21 protein-coding genes are annotated in these 24439 nt (G+C 66.2%); 14 read left to right on the plus strand and 7 right to left on the minus strand.

Annotation, left to right across the window (positions count from 1 at the left end):
- Positions 1–72 precede the first annotated feature (72 nt).
- The 7 genes from QMG28_RS00990 to QMG28_RS01020 all read left to right on the plus strand — a co-directional run bounded on the left by QMG28_RS00990 (position 73) and on the right by QMG28_RS01020 (position 10050).
- Entirely contained in the window at positions 73–2514 is a 2442-nt protein-coding gene (locus QMG28_RS00990) for a heavy metal translocating P-type ATPase (RefSeq protein ID WP_281840289.1), read from the plus strand.
- Positions 2511–2897, plus strand: coding sequence for a Cu(I)-responsive transcriptional regulator (gene cueR / locus QMG28_RS00995; RefSeq protein ID WP_281840290.1), 387 nt, complete (start codon positions 2511–2513; stop codon positions 2895–2897). The genes QMG28_RS00990 and cueR overlap by 4 nt, the downstream gene beginning before the upstream one ends.
- Positions 2898–3010: 113 nt before the next feature.
- On the plus strand, positions 3011–3595 hold the full coding sequence (locus QMG28_RS01000; RefSeq protein ID WP_281840291.1) for a transglycosylase SLT domain-containing protein: 585 nt from the start codon (positions 3011–3013) through the stop codon (positions 3593–3595).
- A gap of 53 nt (positions 3596–3648) precedes the next feature.
- Entirely contained in the window at positions 3649–4980 is a 1332-nt protein-coding gene (locus QMG28_RS01005; protein WP_281840292.1) for an amidase, read from the plus strand.
- Positions 4981–5122: 142 nt separating this feature from the next.
- Entirely contained in the window at positions 5123–6304 is a 1182-nt protein-coding gene (locus QMG28_RS01010) for an aminotransferase class I/II-fold pyridoxal phosphate-dependent enzyme (RefSeq protein WP_281840293.1), read from the plus strand.
- Positions 6305–6319: 15 nt separating this feature from the next.
- Complete coding sequence (locus tag QMG28_RS01015; RefSeq protein WP_281840294.1) at positions 6320–9367, plus strand: DNA translocase FtsK; 3048 nt, start codon at positions 6320–6322, stop codon at positions 9365–9367.
- Between the two features lie 80 nt (positions 9368–9447).
- Entirely contained in the window at positions 9448–10050 is a 603-nt protein-coding gene (locus tag QMG28_RS01020) for a LolA family protein (RefSeq protein WP_281840295.1), read from the plus strand.
- A 114-nt stretch (positions 10051–10164) separates the two neighbouring features.
- On the opposite strand, the gene QMG28_RS01025 is transcribed toward QMG28_RS01020, so the two are convergent.
- From QMG28_RS01025 to gpmI, 3 genes are read right to left on the minus strand one after another with little or no spacing between them, the layout of a single operon-like run.
- Positions 10165–11505 carry a S41 family peptidase gene (locus QMG28_RS01025; protein WP_281840296.1) on the minus strand — a complete coding sequence of 447 codons (1341 nt, stop codon included), beginning with the start codon at positions 11503–11505 and terminating at the stop codon, positions 10165–10167.
- 12 nt (positions 11506–11517) lie between these two features.
- The gene (locus QMG28_RS01030; RefSeq protein WP_281840297.1) at positions 11518–12663 is read right to left on the minus strand and encodes a murein hydrolase activator EnvC family protein; all 1146 of its coding nucleotides are present in this window, start codon (positions 12661–12663) and stop codon (positions 11518–11520) included.
- A complete protein-coding gene (gene gpmI, locus QMG28_RS01035; RefSeq protein WP_281840298.1) occupies positions 12660–14180 on the minus strand; it encodes a 2,3-bisphosphoglycerate-independent phosphoglycerate mutase in 1521 nt (506 codons plus the stop codon). Before gpmI ends, QMG28_RS01030 begins: the two co-directional genes overlap by 4 nt.
- Positions 14181–14347: 167 nt before the next feature.
- Between gpmI and QMG28_RS01040 the strand changes: the two genes are divergently transcribed.
- Positions 14348–14527, plus strand: coding sequence for a PLD nuclease N-terminal domain-containing protein (locus QMG28_RS01040; RefSeq protein WP_281840299.1), 180 nt, complete (start codon positions 14348–14350; stop codon positions 14525–14527).
- Between the two features lie 83 nt (positions 14528–14610).
- A complete protein-coding gene (locus tag QMG28_RS01045) occupies positions 14611–15876 on the plus strand; it encodes a SulP family inorganic anion transporter (RefSeq protein WP_281840300.1) in 1266 nt (421 codons plus the stop codon).
- Between the two features lie 338 nt (positions 15877–16214).
- Here QMG28_RS01045 and rlmH read toward each other — a convergent pair whose 3' ends face one another.
- Genes rlmH through QMG28_RS01060 form a run of 3 tightly spaced genes read right to left on the minus strand, consistent with a single transcriptional unit; the run spans position 16215 to position 18500 of the window.
- Positions 16215–16685, minus strand: a complete 471-nt coding sequence (rlmH, locus tag QMG28_RS01050) for a 23S rRNA (pseudouridine(1915)-N(3))-methyltransferase RlmH (RefSeq protein WP_281840301.1) — start codon at positions 16683–16685, stop codon at positions 16215–16217.
- Positions 16685–17140, minus strand: a complete 456-nt coding sequence (gene rsfS / locus QMG28_RS01055; RefSeq protein ID WP_281840302.1) for a ribosome silencing factor — start codon at positions 17138–17140, stop codon at positions 16685–16687. The genes rlmH and rsfS overlap by 1 nt, the downstream gene beginning before the upstream one ends.
- A 46-nt stretch (positions 17141–17186) precedes the next feature.
- On the minus strand, positions 17187–18500 hold the full coding sequence (locus QMG28_RS01060) for a mechanosensitive ion channel family protein (RefSeq protein WP_281840303.1): 1314 nt from the start codon (positions 18498–18500) through the stop codon (positions 17187–17189).
- Between the two features lie 265 nt (positions 18501–18765).
- Here QMG28_RS01060 and leuC point away from each other — a divergent pair, with 265 nt between their 5' ends.
- From leuC to QMG28_RS01085, 5 genes are all read left to right on the plus strand, one after another.
- Complete coding sequence (leuC, locus tag QMG28_RS01065; RefSeq protein WP_281840304.1) at positions 18766–20169, plus strand: 3-isopropylmalate dehydratase large subunit; 1404 nt, start codon at positions 18766–18768, stop codon at positions 20167–20169.
- Positions 20170–20181: 12 nt separating this feature from the next.
- Entirely contained in the window at positions 20182–20700 is a 519-nt protein-coding gene (locus QMG28_RS01070; RefSeq protein ID WP_281840305.1) for an HdeD family acid-resistance protein, read from the plus strand.
- A 31-nt stretch (positions 20701–20731) separates the two neighbouring features.
- Complete coding sequence (gene leuD, locus QMG28_RS01075; protein WP_281840306.1) at positions 20732–21337, plus strand: 3-isopropylmalate dehydratase small subunit; 606 nt, start codon at positions 20732–20734, stop codon at positions 21335–21337.
- A 356-nt stretch (positions 21338–21693) separates the two neighbouring features.
- Entirely contained in the window at positions 21694–22449 is a 756-nt protein-coding gene (locus QMG28_RS01080; protein ID WP_307726331.1) for a hypothetical protein, read from the plus strand.
- Positions 22449–23531, plus strand: a complete 1083-nt coding sequence (locus tag QMG28_RS01085; RefSeq protein WP_281840308.1) for an endonuclease/exonuclease/phosphatase family protein — start codon at positions 22449–22451, stop codon at positions 23529–23531. Before QMG28_RS01080 ends, QMG28_RS01085 begins: the two co-directional genes overlap by 1 nt.
- Here QMG28_RS01085 and QMG28_RS01090 read toward each other — a convergent pair.
- Positions 23518–24405, minus strand: a complete 888-nt coding sequence (locus QMG28_RS01090; RefSeq protein ID WP_281840309.1) for a Rossmann-fold NAD(P)-binding domain-containing protein — start codon at positions 24403–24405, stop codon at positions 23518–23520. The genes QMG28_RS01085 and QMG28_RS01090 overlap by 14 nt on opposite strands.
- Positions 24406–24439 lie beyond the last annotated feature (34 nt).

A 24439-nucleotide genomic window follows, 5' to 3' on the forward strand; every position in this document is an offset into this window, starting at 1 on the left:
CGCGCTCAGCCCTTGACCTTCCAGTCATTGGAACCCTTACCTGTTGCGCGAATGCAAGAGCGGAGGCCCGCGATGACCGATATGACCCTGCAAGTCGAAGGGATGACCTGCGCCGTCTGCGTGGGGAAGGTGGAACGTGCGCTCGATGAGCTTCCCTTCGTCCACGGCCAGGTGGTGAACCTCGCCGCCGAGAACGCCTCGTTCTCGCTCGACGATCCCGCCGACCTCGCCCGCACCGCCGAGGCGCTGGCCAAAGCGGGCTATCCGGTGGTGACCGACCACCTCGAATTTGCCGTCGAGGGGCTGGCCGATGCCGCCTCCGTCGCCAAGGTGGAGCAGGCGCTCACAGCCGCGCCGGGCGTGCTCTCGGCCAGCGTGAACCTTGCAACCGATACCGCAAGCGTGACCATCGCCGCCGGGGCCATCGCGCCCTCGCAGGTGGCGGGCCTGATCTCATCTGCTGGTTTCAAGGCTGCCCTGCGGTCGAGCGACGGGCAGGATGTGCAAAAGCGCAAGCAGGCCGAGATGACCCGGCTGGGCTGGCTCACGATTGTCGCCGCCGCTTTGACGCTGCCGGTTTTCATCGTCGAGATGGGCGGGCATCTCTACCCACCGTTCCACCACTGGGTGAACGCGACGATCGGGATGCAGACCTCGCGCATCGCGCAGTTTCTGCTGACCGCCATCGTGCTCGCCGGGCCGGGGCAAAGGTTTTTCACCAAGGGCATCCCGCAGCTTCTGCACGGCTCGCCAGACATGAACTCGCTGGTGGCGATGGGCACCTCGGCGGCCTTCGCCTATTCGACGCTGGCCACCTTCGCGCCGGGGCTGTTCCCCGAAGGCACGGCGAATGTGTATTTCGAAAGCGCCTCTGTGATCATCGTGCTGATCCTGTTCGGGCGCTGGATGGAGGCGCGCGCCAAGGGGCGCACGGGCGCCGCGATCCGTGCGTTGATGCAGTTGCAGCCAAAGACGGCGCGGGTCGAGCGCGATGGCGGTGCGGTGGAAATCTCCGCCGATGAGATCCGCCCCGGCGACGTGATCGTGCTGCGCCCCGGCGAAGCGGTGGCCGCCGATGGCACGGTGCTGTCAGGCGAGAGCCATATCGACGAGAGCATGATCACCGGCGAGCCGCTCGCCGTGGCCAAGGGGCCGGGCGACGCGGTGACCGGCGGCACCGTCAACACCACCGGCGCACTGCGCATCGAGGCCACCCGCGTGGGGGCCGATACCACGCTGGCGCAGATCATCCGGCTGGTGGAACAGGCGCAGGGGGCAAAACTGCCGATCCAGTCCACCGTCGACCGGATCACGCGCTGGTTCGTGCCCGCGGTGATGAGCGCGGCGGCGCTCACCTTTCTCGCCTGGCTCGCCTTCGGGCCGAGCCCTGCGCTGAGCTTTGCGCTGATTGCCGGGGTGAGCGTGCTCGTCATCGCCTGCCCCTGCGCGATGGGGCTGGCCACGCCCACCTCGATCATGGTCGGCACCGGGCGGGGGGCCGAGCTTGGGGTGCTGTTCCGCAAGGGCGATGCGCTTCAGGTCATGGAAGGGGTGAAGGTGGTGGCCTTCGACAAGACCGGCACGCTCACCGAGGGCCGCCCGGCGCTGACCGACATCGTGCTCGCCGATGGCCAGGACGAAGCCGGGGTGCTGCGGCTGGTGGCCGCCGCGGAGGCGCAATCGGAGCATCCGCTGGCCGCTGCGATCCTTGCGGCCGCTGAGGAACGTGGGCTGGCCCTGCCGGAAACCGAGAGCTTCCGCGCCCTGCCCGGCTTTGGTATCCGCGCCGGCATCGGCGGGCGCAACGTGGCGGTGGGGGCCGCCCGCCTGATGGAGCGTGAAAAGATCGAGCTGGGCGCACTGGCCGAGGCCGGCGCCGCGTTGGCGGCGGATGGCAAGACGCCGCTCTATGTCGGGATCGACGGCGTGGCGGCGGCGGTGATCGCCGTGGCCGACCCGATCAAGGACAGCACGCCAGAAGCCATCGCCGCGCTGCACCGCGAAGGGCTGGAAGTGGCGATGATCACCGGCGATACGCGCGCCACCGCCGACGCCATCGCCCGGCGGCTGGGGATCGACCACGTGACCGCCGAGGTGCTGCCGCGCGGCAAGGTCTCGGCCATCGAGGCCCTGCGTGCGGCGCACGGGGCCACCGCCTTTGTCGGCGATGGGATCAACGACGCTCCGGCGCTCGCCGCCGCCGATATCGGTCTGGCCATCGGTACCGGCACCGATGTGGCCATCGGCGCAGCCGATGTGGTGCTTGCCTCGGGCGAGATCACCGGGGTGGCCACCGCGATCACATTATCGCGACAGACGATGCGCAATATCCGCCAAAACCTGTTCTGGGCCTTCGGCTATAACGTGGTGCTGATCCCGGTCGCCGCCGGGCTGCTCTATCCGTTCGGCGGGCCGATGCTCTCACCGATGCTGGCGGCCTTCGCGATGGCGATGTCGTCCACCTTCGTATTGACCAACGCGCTGAGGTTGCGCCGGGCGGGGGTGCGGGCATGAACATCAAGCAAGCCGCCGAGGCGTCGGGCCTGCCACCGAAAACGATCCGCTATTACGAGCAGATCGGCCTTATCAAACCCGCCCGAAGCGCCAACAGTTACCGCGATTTCAGCGAAACGGACGTGCATAACCTCGCCTTCATCGCGCGGGCCCGGGCGCTCGGGTTTTCCATCGAGGATTGCCGCGCGCTGCTGGCGCTCTACGAAGACAAGTCGCGCGCGTCGGCGGATGTGAAGGCCATCGCCCAGCGCCATCTCGACGAGATCGAGGCCAAGATCCTCCAGCTCGCCGAGATGCGCGACACGCTGTCGGCGCTGGTGCTGGCCTGCCGGGGCAATCACCGGCCCGATTGCCCGATCCTCGCCAGCATGAGCGGCGACTGAGCCGCGCCCGCGCCCCGCCACAGCGCATACACGAACTTGGCCAACCCCATTTCCTCGCGGGGCGGTTTCGGTTAAGATGCCGCAAAACGATAAAACAAAAGATGCGAGGGGCTATGAGCAGACTTCTTCGCACAATCGCAATTCTGTTGCTTGTCGCCTCATGTGGCGGCAGCGATTTCCGGGCGCCGCGCAACCTCGACGACGCCTGTTCGATTGTGCAGCAAAGGCCGAAATATCTGAAGGCCATGGAGCGGACCGAGCGCAAATGGGATGTGCCGGTGCCGGTTCAGATGGCCATCATCTATCAGGAATCGAAATTCATCGGCAACAACCGCACACCGATGCGCTATGCGCTCGGCGTGATTCCCATGGGCCGCCAAAGCTCGGCCTACGGCTATGCGCAGGCACTGGACGGCACCTGGGACGAATATCAGCGATCCGAAGGCAGCCGCTTTTCCGAACGCGACGATATCCGCGACGCCACCGATTTCATGGGCTGGTACATGACCCAGACCACAGCCGAGACCGGCGTGCCGGTGCATGACGCGCGTAACCAGTACCTCGCCTATCACGAGGGCCGCACCGGCTATAACCGGGGCAGCCACAACTCGAAGGCATGGCTCTTGCGGATCGCCGACGAGGTGCAGGCGCGGGCGGTGATGTATGACCAGCAGTTGAGGCTCTGCGGCAAACGATAAGGCGTTGTGCCGCGCAGGGTCCGCCGATACCGTCGGCCAAAACGGAGGCGGCGATGGCGGACAAGTGGCTGTGGATGAGCGCGGGTGCGCTCGGGCGCGGGATCGCTGCGGGCGAGATTGACCCTGTCGATCTCGCCACGGTCTATTTCAGCGCGATCAAGGCCCATCCGCTGCGCGACCGCATCTATGCACGGCTCACCGAGGCGCGTGGCATGGCGGAGGCCGAAGCCGCCGCGCTCCGGGCGAAGGCGGGCACACGGCGCGGGCCGCTCGACGGCGTGCCGGTGAGCTGGAAAGACCTGTTCGATACGGCCGGCATCGCCACCGAAGCCGGTTCGGCCATGCTGAAGGGCCGGGTGCCGGATAGCGATGCCGACGTGGTCGCCAATGCCACGGCAATGGGGCTGGTGGGCCTTGGCAAGACCCATATGTCGGAGCTGGCCTTCTCCGGCCTCGGGCTGAACCCGGTGACCGAAACCCCGCCTTGCGTGAACGATCCCGATGCCGTGCCCGGCGGCTCCTCTTCCGGCGCCGCCGCCTCGGTGGCCTTCGGGCTGGCCCCGGCTGGCATGGGGTCCGACACCGGTGGTTCGGTGCGCATCCCGTCGGCATGGAACGATCTGGTGGGGCTCAAGACCACCTCCGGGCGGCTCTCGCTCAGGGGCGTGGTGCCGCTGGTGGCAAGCTTCGACACGGTCGGGCCGCTTTGCCGCAACGTGGAAGACGCCGCTCTGTTTCTCGCCGCGCTCGAAGGCCGGTCGCGCAGCGCCGATCTGACCGGGGCGAGCCTTGCCGGCACACGGTTTCTGATCCTCGAAAACGGCTACCGCGACCTGCGCGACGCGCCCCGCGCCGGGTTTGAAAGCGCCGTCGAGCGGCTGCGCGCTGCGGGCGCGGTGGTGGAACGCGCGCATATCGGCGTGATCGACGAGGCGCTGGCGATGTCGGCCATTCTCTACACGCCCGAAGCCTATGCGACCTGGCGCGACGAGATCGAGGCGCAGCCCGAGCTGATGTTCCACGAAATCCTAGAACGGTTCCGCGCGGGCGGGCGATTCAGCGCTGCCGACCTCGTCGCCGCGCAGCAAAAACTCGCACAAATTCGAGTGGAATATCATCGGCTTACGGCGGGTTACGATGCCGTGATCCTGCCCAGCGCCGCGATCATGCCGCCCAAGGCGCAGAAGCTGCTCGACGACCACGACTATTACGTGACCGAGAACCTGCTCACGCTCAACAATACGCGCATCGGCAACCTCACCGGCGGCGCGGCGCTTACGCTTCCGACCGGCCTGCCCTCGACCGGGATCATGTTTGTCGGCCCGCCGATGAGCGAGGAACGGTTGCTTCGGATCGGGGCGGCGGCAGAGGCAGCGCTGGCCTGATCCGGGCCGGTTTGCCCCAAAAGCCACATATCGCCGCCCAACCGGCTGTTATCCCGCCTTTTTCTGGACCACGCCGCACGAGCACGCTATTCTGGGTGAAATCGGGGCGAAACGATCCCGAACACAGAGGCAGTAACAGGCGATGACGTTCCCCGAGCGGTTCTCAGGGCTACCCGAATATGCGTTTCCGCGTTTGCGGAGCCTGCTCGACGTGCATGCGCCGGGCGGGCCGGTGGTGCATATGACCATCGGTGAGCCGCGTCACGCCATGCCGTCTTTCGTCGGCGAGGTGATTGCCGCGAATGTCGATGGCTTCGCCAAATATCCGCCGAACGAGGGCACGCCAGAACTGCGTGCGGCGATCTCCGGCTGGATCGGGCGGCGCTATGGCGTCACCACCGACCCCGATACGCAGGTCATGGCGCTCAACGGCACCCGCGAAGGGCTGTTTAACGCCGCGCTGGCGCTGTGCCCCGAAGAAGTGCGCGGGCAGAGGCCGGTGGTTCTGATCCCCAACCCGTTCTACCAGGTTTATGCCGTCGCCGCGCAGGCGGTGGGGGCCGAACCCGTCTTTGTCTCGGCAACGGCCGAAACCGGCTTTATGCCCGACTACGCCGCCTTGCCGAAAGACATCCTCAACCGCACCGCCATCGCCTATCTGTGCTCGCCCTCCAACCCGCAGGGCGCGGTGGCGACCCGGGAAGACTGGGCGGGCCTGATCGCGCTTGCCGAGAAGCACGATTTCCAGATCTTCGCCGACGAATGCTATTCTGAGATCTGGCGCGACGCACCGCCGCCGGGCGCGCTCGAAGTGGCCACCGAGGGCGGGGCCGACCCGGAGCGCGTGGTGATCTTCCATTCGCTCTCCAAGCGGTCGAACCTGCCGGGGCTGCGCTCGGGCTTTGCCGCGGGCGGCCCCGAAAGCATCGGCCGGATGAAGCAACTGCGCGCCTATGCCGGCGCCCCCCTGTCGCTGCCCTTGCAGCGCGTGGCCGAGCGGGCCTGGGCCGACGAGGCGCATGTGGAGGCCAGCCGGGCGCTCTACCACGAGAAATACCGCATCGCGGATGCCGTGTTTGCAGGTGTGCCGGGCTACAGCGCGCCCGAAGGCGGGTTTTTCCTCTGGCTGCCGGTAGCCGATGGCGAGGCGGCGGCGATGAAGCTCTGGACGGAAACCGGGGTCCGGGTGCTGCCCGGCGCGTATCTCGCGCGCGAGGTGGACGGGAAGAACCCCGGACAAGGATATATAAGGGTGGCCCTTGTGGGCCCGAAGAAAGAAACGGAAGCGGCGCTGAACACGATCCGGCGCTGTCTCTACGCATAAGGCACGAGGTGAGGCATGGCATATCAGGCTAAAGGGCGCGACCCGATCTTTGACAGCACCACGCAGGCTCTGATCGAGCAACGGGGCATGGAGCTTCTGGGATTGGTCCTGCTGGCACTCGCCGGGGTGCTCGGCCTCATCCTCGGCACCTATGCGCCGGATGATCCGGGCTGGCTCTCGGCCACCGACGGGCCGGCGCAGAACATGTTCGGCGGTTTCGGCGCCTTCATCGCCTCGCCGCTCGCCGTGATCATCGGCAAAGGCAGCTGGGCCATCGTCGTCGCCATTGCAGCCTGGGGCCTGCGGTTCATCATGCATCAGGGCGAAGAGCGCGCACTGGGCCGGGCCGTTTTCGTGCCGATCGCCGTGGCGCTGGCCGCCGTCTACGCCTCGACGCTGCTGCCAGGCGCCGAGTGGAGCCATACCTTTGGCCTTGGCGGCCTGTTCGGCGATACGGTGCTGGGCGCGGTGCTGGGCCTGCTGCCCGTCGATCCCGCCTTTGGAATCAAGACGATGTCGCTCCTTGTCGGGCTGGCCATGCTGGTCGTCGGAGCCTTCGCGCTTGGTGTGACGCTGCCCGAGGTCACTCGTTTCGGCCGGTTCCTGCTGGCCGGTGTCGTCTTCTCCTATGCCGCCCTGCTCTCCGTTCTGCGCCACGGCGCACGCGGTGCCGCGGTGGGCGCGGCGGTGAGTGCCACCGGGGCCGTGCGCGGGGCGCAGGCGCTGCGCGCGCGCAATGCCCGCCGCCGGGCCGAACGCGCCGTCTACGACGACGAAGAGGAATATGAAGAAGAGCTGAGCTTTTCCGCGCCGCCGCCGCTGCGCGCCGCCCGCGTGCTGCGCGCCGAGCCGCCGGTGGAGCGCGCCCAGCCGCAAGCCGCCCCCGTCGCCGCACCCCATGCGCCGCTGGCCGCAACCCCCGCGCCGCAGCCGCAGCCGCAACCGCAACAGCGCACCGGCCTTCTCGCCCGTGTGCAGGGTCTGGCCAAGCGCAATGCCGACCCGATGCCCGATCTTGAGCCGGAACTGGTGGATGCCGGGGCGTTCCAGGGCGACGTTCCCGAGGGGGCCGGCACGTCTGACCGGATCAGCGCCAAGATCGCCAATGCGCTCAAGGCGCGCCGTAATCCCGGCGCACCGGACGAGCCGCCGCTGACCATGGCGCAGGGCGAGCCGATGTCGCCGATGTCGGCGGCCATCGCCAGCGCCGCCGCCCGCGCCCGCGCCAGGCAGGACGCGCAGGGCGGCAAGGTGCTGCGCGCCGAGCCGCCGGTGATGCGTGCGCCCGCACAGCCGCCCGCAGCGCAGGCGATGCCGGCGGAACCGCCGGTCGAAGAGCTCAACATCTTTGCCGAACCGGCTCCGGACGAGGACTGGGATCCCGGCTTCGACGGCGATTTCGAGCCGGATTACGAAGCCGCCTTTACCCCCGCCCCTGCCCCAGCTCCCAAAGCCGTGGTGCAGCACAATACGCGCAAGACCGCGCCATCGACCCGCGCCCGGGCCGAAGCGCAGCCGACGCTCAATTTCGGTGACAATCATGCGGCGTTTGAGCTGCCGCCGCTCAACCTGCTGGCCGACCCGGTGGCCATCGAGCGCCATCATCTCTCCGACGAGGCGCTGGAAGAAAACGCCCGGATGCTGGAAAGCGTGCTCGACGATTACGGCGTGAAAGGCGAGATCGTGAGCGTGCGCCCCGGCCCCGTGGTCACGATGTACGAGCTTGAGCCCGCCCCGGGCCTGAAAGCGAGCCGGGTGATCGGCCTGGCCGACGATATCGCGCGCTCGATGTCGGCGCTTTCGGCGCGCGTCTCGACCGTGCCGGGCCGCTCGGTGATCGGGATCGAACTGCCCAATGCGCACCGCGAAAAGGTGGTGCTGCGCGAGATCCTCTCAGGCCGCGATTTCGGCGACACCAACATGCGCCTGCCGCTGGCGCTGGGGAAGGATATCGGCGGCGATCCGATCGTGGCCAACCTCGCCAAGATGCCCCACCTGCTGATCGCGGGCACCACCGGCTCGGGCAAGTCGGTGGCGATCAACACGATGATCCTGTCGCTCCTCTACCGGCTCACCCCGGAAGAGTGCCGGCTGATCATGATCGACCCGAAGATGCTGGAACTCTCTGTCTATGACGGCATCCCGCACCTGCTCTCGCCGGTGGTGACCGACCCGAAGAAGGCCGTGGTGGCGCTCAAATGGGTCGTCGGCGAGATGGAAGAGCGCTACCGCAAGATGTCGAAGATGGGGGTGCGCAACATCGAGGGCTATAATGGCCGGGTGAAAGACGCGCTCGACAAGGGCGAGATGTTCTCCCGCACCGTGCAGACCGGGTTCGATGAGGAAACCGGCGAGCCGATCTTCGAGACGGAAGAATTCGCGCCCGAGAAGCTGCCCTATATCGTCGTCGTGGTCGACGAGATGGCCGACCTGATGATGGTGGCGGGCAAGGAGATCGAAGCCGCGATCCAGCGTCTGGCGCAGATGGCGCGGGCCTCGGGCATCCATATCATCATGGCCACCCAGCGCCCCTCGGTCGACGTGATCACCGGCACCATCAAGGCCAACTTCCCGACCCGGATCAGCTTCCAGGTGACCTCGAAGGTCGACAGCCGGACGATCCTTGGCGAACAGGGCGCCGAACAGCTCCTCGGCATGGGCGATATGCTCTACATGGCCGGCGGGGCGCGCATCACCCGGGTGCACGGGCCCTTCGTCAGCGACGAAGAGGTGGAAGAAATCGTCAACCACCTCAAGTCTTTCGGCACGCCCGATTACGTCTCCGGTGTGGTCGAGGGGCCGGACGAGGACAAGGCCGCCGATATCGACGCGGTGCTGGGCCTCAACACCGGCGGCAACACCGATATGGAAGACGCGCTTTACGATACCGCCGTGGCGATCGTGCTGAAGGACCGCAAATGCTCGACCTCCTACATCCAGCGCAAGCTGGCCATCGGCTACAACAAGGCCGCGCGGCTGGTGGAGCAGATGGAGGATCAGGGCATCGTCAGCCCGTCGAACCATGTCGGCAAGCGTGAGATTCTGGTGCCCGAGCAGGCGTGATATCGCCTAACATACGGGTTTGAAATGATATGAGGCGCGGGCGGTCTGGATTCGCCCGCGCTTTCGCTTAGGTAGGTGCCATGACGATTGCCCGCTTCCTCCTCGCCCCCGTGGCGCTGTTGTTCTCGGCCCTGCCGCTCTGGGCCGACAAGCTCTCGCTCAGCGAGATCTCGGCCTATCTCGACGGGCTGACCACGCTCGAAGCCGAGTTTACCCAGATCAATGCCGACCAGACGATCTCGACCGGCACGATCATGATCCAGCGGCCCGGCCGGGCGCGGTTCGAATACAACCCGCCGGAGCAGACGCTGGTGATCGCGGGCGGCCAGCAGCTTGCGGTGTTTGACGGCAAATCCAATACCGGGCCAGAGCAATATCCGCTGAAGGAAACGCCGCTCAACCTGATCCTTGAGCGCGATGTGAACCTCGCACGCTCCGGCATGGTGGTCGGGCACGATTACGACGGCACCGCCACGACCGTCACGGCACAAGACCCGGATTTTCCGGAATACGGCACGATCCGGCTGATGTTTACCGCCGATCCGGTGGAACTGCGCCAATGGGTCATCACCGATGGCTCCGGCGCTGAAACGGCGGTGATCCTCGGCAAACTCAAAACGGGAATGCGGTTCAACACCGCCACCTTCTCGATCGGCGCCGAGATCGACAAGCGCAACCGCTGACCGGCACCCGAACGCGGCGGCACGGGCATCGCACAGCCGCGCTGCCAGTAAATCCCACAACGAAAAAGGCCACCCCCGATAAGGGGGTGGCCCATGTTTCGCGCCTGTCGCGGCTTACCGGATATCTTCCATCGCGATGGTCGAGACGCCTTTGATCAGGTCGATCGCATAGGAAAGCTGGAAGTCGTCGTCGCGCAGCTTGGCGGCTTCTTCGGCGGCGGCGCGCTCCTCCTCGATCAACTTGATCTCGTCTTCGGTCAGGCTGTCATTGTCGAGGCTGCCGCGCAGATCTGCCTCGGAGCGGAACAGGGTGTCGTCCTCCTCCTCCGCCTCTGCATTGATATCGCGGTGCGGCTGTTCGACGACGATATCGGGGCTCACGCCCAGCGCCTGGATCGAGCGGCCGGACGGCGTGTAGTAGCGCGCCGTGGTGAGGCGCATCGCACCGTCGCCGGGCAGCGGCATCACGGTTTGCACCGAGCCTTTGCCGAAGCTCTTGGTGCCGACGATGATCGCCCGGTGGTGGTCCTTCAGCGCACCGGCCACGATCTCGGAAGCCGAGGCCGAGCCGCCGTTGATCAGCACCACGAGCGGCTTGCCGCCGGTGATGTCGCCCGGCTTGGCGTTCACACGCTCGGTGTCTTCAGGGTTGCGGCCCCGCGTCGAGACGATCTCGCCTTCTTCGAGGAAGGCATCGGAGACCGCGATGGCCTGGGTCAGCAACCCGCCGGGGTTGTTGCGCAGATCGAGCACCACACCGGCGAGATTTTCGATCCCGCCCAACTCTTCGACCACGGTTTCGAAGCCATCGGCAACGTTGGGATAGGTCTGGTCGTTGAAGGTGGTGATCCGGATCACGGCGGTGTTGCCGACGGCGCGCACGGTGGCGGCGGTGAGCTTGATCGTGTCGCGGATGATCGACACGTCGAAGGGTTCGTCGACGCCCTCGCGCACCACGGTGATGATGATCTCCGAGCCGACCGGGCCGCGCATCAGGTCAACCGCCTCGTCGGTGGTGAGGCCGAGCAGGCTCTCGCCGTCGACATGGGTGATGAAATCGCCCGACTGGATCCCCGCCGCCTCGGCGGGGGTGCCGTCCATCGGCGAAACCACCTTCACAAAGCCGTTCTCCTGGGTGATCTCGATGCCAAGCCCGCCGAAGGAGCCGCGCGTCTGCACCCGCATATCGGCCGCGTCTTCCGGCGGCAGGTAGCTGGAATGCGGATCGAGCGAGGTCAACATGCCGTTGATCGCCGCTTCGATCAGCTCCGCGGGTTCGACCTGTTCGACATATTGTGAGCGGATGCGCTCGAACACATCACCAAACAGATCAAGCTGCTGATAAACCGACGCATTGTTCTCCGCGCCCTGGGCGATCAGCGGCCCGGCAATCTGGGTGGTCAGCACCGCGCCGGCCAGCGTTCCGCCAACGGCGGCCATCAGGAATTTTTTCATGTCTGCTCCGGTCTATCCGTTTTCGGCACGTGCGAACCACTCCGCCGGGTCCACGGGCGTGCCGTTTCTTCTCAACTCTATATAAAGCGACTCCGACGCTTCAGCGCCACCTCCTTGCGGGGAGGATATCAAAAAGCCTTGATCTGCCGCGAGAGTCGACCCCCCCATGAGGCCGATCGGCGTATCCTTTGGCAAAACCTCGCCGACCTCGCCAAAGAGCTGGCCAAGACCGGCCAGCACCAGCAGATAGCCCTCGCCCGGTTCGAGAATGGCAACCTCGCCATAGTCGAGCAGCGGACCGAGATAGCGGATCGTGGCGGGCCAGGGTGTGGTGACCAGCGTGAGCGGGCGCGTCGCCACCACCCAGCCGGGGCGGCGCACGCCGGCGGCATCGGCCTCGTTGTAACCACGAATGACACGACCGAGCACCGGCAGGCCAAGCTGCCCCTGCGCGGTGGTGAAATCGGGCGCCTCGACACTGACCGACGGATCTTCGACGCTGGCCGACAGCAGCCCGCCGGCAAAGCTTTCCAGCGTATCGGCGGAGTTCAGCAGGTTTTCCATCGCCACCGTATCGGTGATGAACCGGCGCGGCAGATCGGTGCGCTCAGAGATCGCCTTGGACAGTTCGGTGCGCGCCCGCTGGGCTCCGGCAAGCCCTTCTTCCAGCGTCGTCACCGCAGCCTCCTGCAAGGCCCGCAGCACGGCAACCTCCTGCAGCGCCTCTTTCAGCTCCATCGCCTCGCGGGTGAGCGCGGGCGTCACGTCCGACACGACGATCCCCGCCCGCACGGTGCCAAGCGGCCCGTCGGGGTGGAGCAGCAGGTGCGGCTCCGGCGCCGCCTGGATCGCCTGCAACACGCCGAGAAGCCGGGCGAGGCGGTCGCTCTCGGCGGCGAACACGCCTTCGATGGCACGTTCGCGGATCGTGGCCTGCCGCAGCCCTTCGCGCAGCGCCGCAAGCCCGCTCTCGTAGGCCTGCACCGTTTGTGTCAGCGCCGCGACGCGGTCACGCGCGCCTTCGGCCGCTTCCAGCGCATCACCCGCGGCGCGCAATTCTTCCATCGCATCCCAGGCGGTATCGGGGGTTTCGGTCTGTGCCGAAGCGCCGCCGCCCAGCGCCAGCGCGCCCGCGAGGAAGAGCGCGGGCCACTTCACCGGACGATCAGGCTCTTGCCGGTCATCTCGGCGGGCTGTTCGAGCCCCATGAGTTCGAGCAGCGTCGGCGCAAGATCGGAAAGAAGCCCGTCGCGCAGGGATACGCCATCGGGCCCGCCGAACATCACAACCGGCACCGGGTTGGTGGTATGCGCGGTATGCGGCCCGCCGGTTTCGGGATCGACCATCGTTTCGCAATTGCCGTGGTCGGCGGTGACGATCACCGCGCCCCCCACCTCGGCCAGCGCCTCGATCACCCGGCCAAGCTGGGTATCGACGGTTTCCACCGCCGTGATCGCCGCCTGCAGATCGCCGGTATGGCCGACCATGTCGGGATTGGCGAAATTGGTGACGATCAGGTCATAGCCCTTGTGGATCGCCTCGACGAACTTGTCGCCCACCTCGGGTGCGCTCATCTCGGGCTGGAGATCGTAGGTCGCCACTTTGGGCGAGGGCGCCATGTAGCGATCTTCGCCCACTTCCGGCTCTTCCTGACCGCCGTTGAGGAAGAAGGTGACGTGGGGATATTTTTCTGTCTCCGCAAGGCGGAATTGCTTCAACCCCTTTTGCGCCACCCACGAACCCAGCGTATTCACGATGTCGCGCGGCGGGAACACGGTGGTCATGTAAGCATTGTGGCGGGTGGAATATTCGACCATGCCGAGCAGCGCCGAGAGCTTGGGGCGCGTGCCCACGTCAAACTCGGCAAAACCCGGCTCGCCGATGGCGCGCAGCAGCTCGCGGGCGCGGTCGGCACGGAAATTGAGGAAGAAGATCCCGTCATTGTCATGGATGCCGGTGAAGCCCGAAAGCACGGTGGGCTTGATGAACTCGTCGCTCTCGCCGCGCTCATAGGCATTGGCAATGGCGGTATCGGCATCGGGCGCGGCCTCGCCCATCGCCTTGACCATCGCGTCATAGGCCTGGCTCACACGCTCCCAACGGTTGTCGCGGTCCATCGCGAAATAGCGGCCCGAAACGCTGACCACCTTCGCGCCCTCCGGCAGATCGGCCTCGAACCTGGCGATCTGGTCGCGGGCGGATTTCGGCGGCACGTCGCGGCCATCGGTGATGACATGTACAGCAACGGCAATGCCGGCAGCGGCGATCACCTTCGCGGCGGCAACGATATGATCCTGGTGGGCGTGAACGCCGCCGGGCGAGGTCAGCCCCATCAGATGCGCGGTGCCGCCCGCCTGTTTCACATCGCGGATGAAATCGAGCAGGGCCGGTTCCTTCGGGAACTCGCCATCTTCAATCGCCAGCGAGATCATCCCCAGATCCATCGCCACGATCCGGCCCGCGCCGATATTGGTATGGCCCACCTCGGAATTGCCCATCTGCCCGTCGGGCAGCCCCACGGAGCGGCCATGGGTGGTGAGCTGCGCATGGGGGCAGGTGGCGATCAGCTTGTCGAAGCTGGGCGTATCGGCAAGCTTCACCGCGTTGTTCTCACGCGCGTCTCGGATGCCGAAACCGTCGAGAATGCACAGACAGACAGGTTTGGGGATGCTCATCGGGGGCCTCGCTTTCCGTTGCCACCTATCTAGACCTCCGCCCGGATACGCACAACCACGCAGCGTGCCCCCCAGGCCGGGTTGACCGGCGCGAAGGGGGGCGTCTACGCTCGTTGCCATGCGGGCAATTCTGCCGACGCATTGGGCCGACTGAAAAGGAGCCCGACATGACTGCTGGTACCAGCCTGGGCGGCGCGATCGTCCTCGCCCTCGACATCTACGCGATCTACCAGGTTCTGACCTCGAACGCCTCGGCGGCGGGCAAGCTGCTCTGGACGATCCTGATCCTTGTTCTGCCGATCGTCGGTTTCATCATCTGGCTGCTCGCGGGGCCGCGCGGCGGCTGAGGTTCGCGCTGAAAAAACCGGGTGCAGGCGGCGCAGCAAGTCGTTAGGCTGCGCCCGAACCACTCATATTTCCGATTTTTCCGATGACTCCGAAGATTCTCACCACGCTTCGCAGCTATTCCTGGCCTGCTTTCGGCACCGATGCGATGGCCGGTATCACTGTCGGGCTTGTGGCCCTGCCGCTGTCGCTCGCCATCGCCATCGCCTCGGGGGCGACCCCGGCACAGGGGCTTGTCACCGCCATCGTCGGCGGGCTCATCGTTTCGCTACTCGGCGGCAGCCGGGTGCAGATCGGCGGGCCGACCGGCGCGTTCATCGTGGTGGTCTATGGCGTGATCGCCGAGCACGGGATGGACGGGCTGGTGCTGGCAACGCTGATGGCCGGGGTGATCCTGCTGATCGCCGGGGCGCTGCGGGCGGGGAGCCTCGTGGCCTATGTGCCGGAACCGGTGATCAACGGCTTCACGCTCGGCATCGCGGTGATCATCGCCACCAGCCAGCTTGGCGACGCGCTGGGGCTTTCCGTCGAACACATGCCCGCCGAGTTCATCGGCAAGATCGAGGCGCTCTGGGGCGCGCGGGCCACGTTCAACTGGCAGGCGCTGGCGCTTACGCTGCTCACGATGGTGCTGATCCGTGTGATGCGGTTCCGGCTGCCGCCGAAAGTGCCGGGGCTGATCTTTGCCGTCGCCATCGGCTCGGCGCTGACGCTGCTGCCCGGCGCGACGGTCGAAACCGTAGGTGCGCGGTTCGGCGAGCTGCCCAGCCAGCTTCCGGCGCCGCATTTTCCTGAGGTGAGCTTTGAGCGTCTGCGTGGGCTTCTGCCCTCGGCGCTGGTGATCGCCTTCCTGGCCGGGGTCGAGTCGCTGCTCTCGGCGGTGGTGGCCGACCGGATGTGCGGCGGCGCGCATCGTCCGCGGGCCGAACTGGTGGCGCAGGGGGCGGCGAATATCGGCTCGGCCATGGTGGGCGGGCTGCCGGTGACCGGCGCCATCGCACGCACGGCGACCAACGTGAAAGCCGGCGGCCAGACGCCGGTGGCCGGTGTGGTTCATGCGCTGACTGTGCTGGTGGTGATGATGGTGGCCGCGCCACTGGCGGGGCACCTGGCCATGCCGGCAATGGCGGCGCTGCTGATGCTGACCGCGTGGAACATGTCGGAGCCCGAGAAATGGAAGGGCTATGTGAACGGACCGAAACAGGAGGTGTTTCTGATCTTCCTGACGATGGCGCTCACGGTACTGGTGGACCTGACGGTCGCCATCGGGGTGGGCGTGGCGCTCGGCTTCGCGCTCAGGCGGCGCGAGCGGGACCGGCCGGCGCAGGACTGGCACCCGCGCGAGAAATAGGCGAGCGCCGGGGGTTTCACACCCCCGGACCCCCGTGAGGTATTTTCAGAACGAAGAAGAGAGGCCGGATTGTGAGGCCCTTTCCGGCTCGGCATCCGTTCGGGTTCGTCGGGGATGATCTGCATAGGTACGTCCAGGCGGGTGCGGGTTTCGGCGATCCCGTTTTCCCGACCGGAAGCAAAAAGTCGCCACGTTTCATCAGCATGTCGCGGCGTAGCCGCTTTTTGGCTCTCGCCCTTCGTTGTCGGCGAAGGATGGCGCAGGTCATCACCCACTCAGCGCCCGACCGCCCATGCGATGCAAAACGGGCAGCCCGTCCATCGGGACTTCAGCGCGATTCACGCCCGGTGGTAGGGAGTTCCGGCGAGGATCGCGGCGGCGCGGTAGAGCTGTTCGGCGAGCATGACACGCACCAGCATGTGCGGCCAGACCATCGCCCCGAAGCTGAGGGCGAAATCGGCCCTGTCGCGCAGGGCCGGGGCGAGCCCGTCGGCGCCGCCGATCAGGAAGGCGACATCGCCGCGCCCGGCATCGCGCCAATCTGCGAGCTGGCGGGCGAAATCGGGGGAGGGCATCGTTTGGCCGCGCTCGTCCATCGCGCAGATCAGCGCGCCTTTGGGCAGCGCCTTTTCCAGCAGCGCGGCCTCGGCGGCCATGCCGCCGCCCTTTTTGTCTTCGACTTCGATGATCTGTGCCGGCCCGAGGCCCAGCGCCCGGCCGGTCTTGTCGAAGCGCGCAAGGTAATCGTCGACCAGTTCGCGCTCCGGCCCATTGCGCAGCCGTCCGACGGCCACGATATGCACCCGCATCAGACGGTTTTCGGCGAGGCGGCGGCGCCCGGCGTCATCCACATCTTTTCGAGCTGGTAGAACTCACGCACTTCGGGGCGGAAGACATGGACGACGACATCGCCCGCGTCGATCAGAACCCAGTCGCCCTGGTCCTTGCCCTCGATCTTGCAGAGGATGTTCATCTCCTGCTTGAGCCGGTCGGTGAGCTTTTCGGAAATCGCAGCCACCTGGCGCGACGAGCGGCCCGAGCAGATCACCATGTGATCGGCCATCGAGGATTTGCCCCGCAGCGGAATCGCCACGATCTCCTCGGCCTTGTCGTCTTCCAATGATGCGACGATGCGTTCGAGCAGGCTGTCGCTCGTGACAGGGACCGGCGCGGGTTTCACGCTTGCCCCCCTTGCGGCCGCGCCTTGGGCCGCGTCTGCTGGTTGAGACAGGACATAGTCCTCCTTCGTGGCACGCCGTTCCATCCCCGGCGCCGGGATGAAATCAAGATAACAACTCCCCTGCCCCTTCTCAACGGGTTGGCTCGTTTTCGCCGAGCAGGCGCACTTCCCGCTGCGGGAAGGGAATGTCGACGCCGTTGGCTTTGAAGGCATCCCAGAGCGCGAGATAGACGTTGCCGCGGATATTGGTCAGGCCGCCGGTGGGATCGTCGATCCAGAAGCGCAGGATGTAATCGACCGAGCTGTCGCCGAAATTGACGATATGGCAGACCGGCGGGCGGAAGCTGAGCACGCGATCCACAGAGGCCGCCGCCTCGGTGGCAACCTTGCGCACCAGATGCGGATCGTTGTGATAGGCGGTGCCGAAGAAGATATCGAGCCGGACGAAGGCATTGGTGTGCGACCAGTTCACCACCTGGCCGGTGATCAGGTCTTCGTTCGGGATCAGGTATTCCCTACCGTCGCGGGTGACGACCGAGACGTAGCGCGCGCCCATCTGCTCGATCCAGCCGAAGGTCTCGCCCAGGCTGATCACGTCGCCCGGCTTGATCGACTTGTCGAGCAGAAGGATGAAGCCCGAAACGAGGTTCGACACCACCTTTTGCAGACCGAAGCCGAGGCCGACGCCGATGGCGCCGGACAGTACCGCGAGGCCGGTCAGATCGACGCCCACCGCCTTCAGCCCGATGAAGATCGCCGCGCCATAGAGGCCGACCTGCAGCAGCTTGACCATGAGCACCTGCATCGAGGGGCTGATATCCTGGTTCTTGCGGATGCGGCTGGTGGAGTTTCTGGCGATGAAGCGCGCGGCGGCGAAGAGCGCGCCGATGATCGCCACCGCCTGCACCACCATCCACAGCGAAAGCCGGATCTCGCCGATATTGACGGCGATGCCGTCGAGCAGCGCCACCGTGTCTTCGCCGAGGCCGAGGATCGAGATGGTGACCCAGATCCAGCCGGCGGTGCGCACGATCATGCGCAGGAAGGCGTTGCCGATGAAACGGGTGACGAGGGCGATGACCAGCCAGGCAAAGGCAAGTTCGCCTATGCCCGCCAGCAGGTAGGTGCGCGAGGGCCAAGTAAGCTCGCGCATGACCCAGACCAGCGGCCAGATCAGCACCACGAAGAGGATGAGCCCCATGCGGCGGTTGATCATCACGCCGAGGCGCATGCGCCATGTCGGCCAGCCTTCGCGCGAGCGCAGCCAGGCCTCCCAGCGCGGGCGGAGGATGCGGGCGGCGAGGTAGGCGGCGGCGATCAGCGCAATGGCGATCAGCACCTGGTAGGCGTTCCAGGGCCGCATCAGCCCGGTCAGGAAATCGAGCATCTGCCCCCAGAGGCCAAGGGCGATGTCTTCCGGGGCCGGGCCTGCCTGATTTTCCATTCATCGTCCTCCTTTGTCCAAGGTGGCAAATCCGGGCGCGGGCGTCCAGCCGCAAGCCAAGGACGGGCGCGCATGCTGGCGAGGCTTGCGAGACTCAGCCGCAGCCTATACATCGCGAGCCATGAAACGGATTTTTGACATGGACGACCGCGCGCGCCTGCCCTGGCGGTTTTTCGGCGCGTCGCTGACGGTACTGGCGCGACTTTGATCGCGGCCAGACCTTTCGTTCATCCGACTTCACACATTTCCCACGGGAGAAAACCGCATGTCTGGGAAGACGCTCTACGACAAAATCTGGGACGCCCATGTGGCTCACGAAGACGAGGACGGCACCTCGCTTCTCTATATTGATCGCCATCTGGTTCACGAGGTGACCAGCCCGCAGGCCTTCGAAGGGCTGCGCCTGGCCGGCCGGCCGGTGCACGCGCCGGACAAGACCATCGCCGTGCCGGATCACAATGTGCCGACGACACTCGACCGGGCCAAGGGCATCGACAACGAGGAAAGCCGCATTCAGGTGGACGCGCTCGACAAGAACGCCCGCGATTTCGGCATCAACTACTACCCGGTGGACGATGTTCGTCAGGGGATCGTGCATATCGTCGGGCCGGAACAGGGCTGGACCCTGCCGGGGATGACGGTGGTTTGCGGCGACAGCCACACGGCGACGCATGGCGCCTTCGGTGCGCTGGCGCACGGGATCGGCACCAGCGAGGTGGAGCATGTACTGGCCACCCAGACGCTGATCCAGCAGAAATCGAAGAACATGAAGGTGGAGATCACCGGCAAGCTGAAGCCGGGCGTCACGGCCAAGGACATCACCCTTGCGGTGATCGGCGAGACCGGCACGGCGGGCGGCACCGGCTATGTGATCGAATATTGCGGCGAGGCGATCCGCGATCTGTCGATGGAAGGGCGGATGACCGTCTGCAACATGGCGATCGAGGGCGGCGCGCGCGCCGGTCTGATCGCGCCGGACGAAACCACGTTTGAATACGTCAAGGGCCGCCCGCACGCCCCGAAAGGCGCGCAGTGGGAAGCGGCGCTCACCTGGTGGAAGACGCTCTATTCCGACGATGACGCCCATTGGGACAAGGTCATCACCCTCAAGGGCGAGGAGATCGAGCCGGTGGTCACCTGGGGCACCAGCCCGGAAGACGTGCTGCCGATCTCGGGCAAGGTGCCGGCGCCGGAGGACTTCAAGGGGGGCAAGGTCGAGGCGGCGAAGCGCGCGCTCGACTATATGGGGCTGCAGCCCGGCACCCCGCTCGATCAGATCAAGGTGGATGCCGTCTTTGTCGGCTCCTGCACCAACGGGCGGATCGAGGATCTGCGCGAAGTGGCGAAGATCCTCAAGGGCCGCAAGGTGGCCGATGGCGTGCGGATGATGATCGTGCCCGGCTCGGGCCTTGTGCGTGAGCAGGCCGAGGCGGAAGGGCTGGCCGAGATCTTCGTGGAAGCCGGCGCCGACTGGCGGCTTGCGGGCTGCTCGATGTGCCTGGCGATGAACCCCGACCAGCTCGCCCCCGAGGAGCGTTGCGCCTCGACCTCGAACCGCAACTTCGAGGGCCGGCAGGGCTTCAAGGGCCGCACCCATCTGATGAGCCCGGCAATGGCCGCCGCCGCCGCGGTGACCGGCCATCTGACGGATGTGCGCGACCTCACGTAGACGGAGGCGGATATGAAACTCAACACGTGGTTCATGGTGATCGGCGCGGTGATGCTGGTGGGCGGGCTTCTGGCGCTGGCCAACCCGTTTGCCGCCTCGCTCGCGGTGACTTCGCTCGTCGGCCTCTTTCTGCTGTTCGGCGGGGCGTTCCAGCTTTGGGCCGCCTTTTCGGGCATGGTTTTCGGCTCGCGGACAATGACCGGGCTTCTTGGCCTGATGGCGCTGGTGGCGGGCGTGTTCCTGCTGACCAATCCGCTGGAAGGGGTCGTATCGCTCACGCTCGTCGTTGGGTTTCTGTTCCTGATCACCGGGATCGCGCGGCTGTTGATGGCCTGGGGCCTGCGGGGCGCGCCGGTGTTCTGGATGCTGCTTCTTTCCGGCGCGGTCTCGACGCTCCTGGGCATTCTCGTGATCGGCGACCTGATGGGCGCCGCGACCGTGCTGCTCGGGCTGATCCTGGCCATTGAACTGATCGCCGACGGTGCGGGGCTGATCGCCCTCGGCGTCGTTGGCCGTAATATGCGGAAATAAGTGGGGCGGAAGGCTCCACGGAGGAAACATCATGGATAAATTCGAAAAAATCACCGGGATCGCGGCGCCGATGCCGCTCGTCAATATCGACACCGACATGATCATCCCGAAGATCTTTCTGAAAACGATCAAGCGCTCGGGCCTCGGGGTGAACCTGTTCGACGAGATGCGCTATGACCGCGAGGGCAACGAGAACGCCGATTTCGTGCTCAACAAGCCGCAATACCGGCAAGCGGAAATCCTCGTGGCGGGCGACAATTTCGGCTGCGGCTCGTCGCGCGAACACGCGCCCTGGGCGCTGGGGGATTTCGGTATCAAGGCGATCGTGAGCACCTCGTTTGCCGACATCTTCTTCAACAACTGCTTCAAGAACGGCATCCTGCCCATCGTACTGCCGCAGGAACAGGTGGATGTGCTGATGGCCGATGCCGAAAAGGGCGCGAATGCGCGGATGAGCGTGGATCTGGAAAACCAGCTCATCACCACGTCGGACGGGGTCGAAATTCCGTTCGAGGTGGATGCGTTCCGCAAGCATTGCCTGCTGAACGGGCTCGACGATATCGGCCTCACCCTCGAAAAGAAGGCGGCCATCGACAGCTTCGAGGCGAAGGCCGCTCAGGAGCGCCCCTGGGTCTGACCACATCTGGGGGCGGTTCTGGCTGCCTCCACAACATCGGGGGCTGCCCATCCAGGCGGCCCTTTTTTTGCTCCAGAAATGATGCACAATCGCACCAGTTCCTCCCAATAAACGCCCGGAATATCGTGCTTTCTGAAGCCGTTACTTGCTTCGGTGGACGGATGTGGGCAACAATATGGCAAAGATGAGGCAGTCCGCCATAATTGGCGGGGTTAATTTGGAACAAGGGTGGCGGCATCGTATCGTCCCCGTCCAGGTTGAGGATTAGGGCAGTGTTTTCGCGTCTTCCCAGTGCAATCGCGCGTGCGATTCTGATGGCTTTGCTGGTGGCGACACCTGCCCTCGTACTTCCCGGCGTGAGTTCCGACGCAACCCAGATCGTGGTGCTCGTGGCGCTGTTCGCCGCCGCATTGACCGGCTTCGAATATGCCTCCGCCTATCCCGGCCTTGTCGAATTCCGCGATGCGCCGCCGTTCAACCGGATCCGCTTCGCCAGCCTTTTCTTCATCCTGCTGCTCGTCTCGGTCGTCTATGCCCGGCCCGAAGCGCCCTCGACCGCGTCGCAATTCGTGACCGCGATCGGCCTGCTGATCGGCAGCGCGATGGACTTCCCCTACAGCCCGGTGCGGCTTGTCGTGCTGATGCTGCCCGATACCGCCTCGTCGCTCGAAGTGAGCATGTTGCGCAGCGCGGCGGGCATGGCCTATCTCATTTCGCTGCTGTCGCTCGCCGTTTTCCTGATCGTGCTGCGCGTGGCCAACTGGCCCTACCGGGGCAAGAGCTTCAATGTCTGGGTCAACCTGCCGACCTTCGATCCCACGGCAGGCGGCGACGTTGTCGACCGGCTCGAACGCGATGCGCGGTTCAACGTGACGCTGGGCTTCCTGTTGCCCTTCGTGACCCCGGCCGTGGTCCAACTCGCCTCGGGCGCTTTCGGCTCGATGTCGCTGTCGGACGATCAAACGGTGATCTGGAGCATCGCCGCCTGGGCCTTTCTGCCCGCCAGCCTGTTCATGCGCGGGATCGCCATGCAGCGGGTGGCGTCGATGATCACCGAGGAGCGGCAGAAGAATACCCCTGCCGATGCGGAGCAAGAGCTTCAGCCGGCGTGATGCGCCGCCTGCTCGCCCTTCTGGCGCTCGCTTTGCCGATGGCGGGGGCGCCGCTGGCCGCTGATCCGGTTCGTATTGCCACATATGATGCCGAGCTTGGCCGGCGCGGCCCCGGCCTGTTGCTGGCGGATATTCTTGCCGGCGGAGAACAGGTGCGCGCCGTTGCTGCCGTGATTGCTGCGGCACGGCCCGATGTGCTGCTGCTGACAGGCTTTGACCACGATCTTGAGGGCCACGCCCTGACGGCCTTCGCCGCCATGCTCGACGCGACGGGCGTGAGCTATCCGTTCCGCTTTGCCGCGCGGCCCAATGCCGGGGTGGAAACCGGGCTGGACATGGACGGCAACGGAAAGATCGGCGAGGCGCGCGATGCGCAGGGCTATGGCGCGTTTACCGGCGCGGGCGGCATGGCGGTGCTGTCGCGCCATCCGCTCGGCGAAGTGCGCGATTTCAGCACCTTTCTGTGGCACGACCTGCCCGGCGCGATTGCCCCGGAGGCGGGCGGCGCTCCGTTTCCCTCGCCCGAGGCGCGGGCGGTGCAGCGGCTTTCGTCGGTGGCGCATTGGGATGTGCCGGTGGTGCTGCCGGGCGGGGTGATCCACCTGCTCGCCTTCAACGCGACGACGCCGGTGTTCGACGGGCCGGAAGACCTGAACGGGCGGCGCAACCACGATGAGATCGTCTTCTGGCAACGGCTGCTCGATGGCGATCTGCCCTTTGCCGCGCCGGAGAGGCCGGTGGTGGTGATCGGCAATGCCAATCTCGACCCTGCCGACGGCGACGGGCGGCGCGCGGCGATGGTCGGGCTGCTCGCCGACCCGCGGTTGCAGGACCCCGCGCCGGTCAGCCCCGGCGGGCGGGCCGCGGCCAATGCCGGGCAGGTGGGCAATGCGGGGCTGGATACGGCAGACTGGAGCGATCCGAACCCGGGCAATCTGCGGGTGGATTACGTGCTGCCCGACGCGCGGCTGAATGTGCTGGATGCCGGGGTGATCTGGCCCGCGCCGGGCGATCCGTTCGAGGCGACGGTGACGACGGCGAGCCGTCACCGCCTTGTCTGGGTCGATATCACGCTGCCTTAGCGGCGGGTGCGGCCTGATAGGCGAGCGCGTCGCGCAGGGCATCCTCAGCGGCAGTCGGCGTGAAGTCCGGGGCGAGCTGGGCGAGGCGGGCGCCGTCGAGGCGCTGGGGCAGGGACCAGAGGTAGCGCATCTCAAACACGCCGCGCAGGAGCGGCATGAAGGGCCTCGCCAACCGCATCAGGTTCCACTGGAACGGTTTGACGGCGATGCCGCGCCCGGTGACGCGGGAGATCGCGTCAGCGATGTCGTGCCCGGACAGGGTGTAGCCGGGGAAGGGGACATCTTCGAACCGCGCGAGTTGCGCCCGGTTATCGGCCAGTGCCACGGCGGCACGGGCGGCATCGGGCAGGTAGGCCCAGGCATGGGGGGCGTCGGGGTTGCCCGGATAGCGGATGAACCCCTTGGGCACCGAGGGAGTGATATAGCCCTCGAACCAGTTGCCGGTGGGATGCGTGTCGATGAAGTCGCCGCAGCGCAGGATCAGGGTGCGTGCGCCGCTGCTGCGATAGGCCGCTTCGATGCGCTTGCGGAACAGGCCGAGCGGGTTGGTGGCGCGGTGGGGTGTATCGGCCCGCCAGGGCGCGGGGGCGTCGGGACCGTAGACATAGACATTACCGGGCAGGATCACGGTGGCCCCGCTGCGCGCCGCGGCGGCGGCCACGGCGGCATGGCTTTCGGCAAGGGCCTCGTTCCACAGGTGATAGCCGGGTGGGTTCCAGGCGGAGACGACGACATCGGCGCCCTGCATGGCGGTTTCGAGATCGTCGGCGGCGCGGTCGAAGCGGCGGACGCGCCAGCCGGCAGTGGCGAATGCGGTGGCGGCGTGGCTGCCGAAGCGGCCATTGGCGCCGAGGATGAGAACGGTCTGGGTCATGTTGGCCTCCTTCTGATGGGTCAAAGATATCCAT

The organism is Sinisalibacter aestuarii (genome assembly GCF_027923545.1).
GTDB classification, from domain to species: Bacteria; Pseudomonadota; Alphaproteobacteria; order Rhodobacterales; family Rhodobacteraceae; genus Sinisalibacter; species Sinisalibacter aestuarii.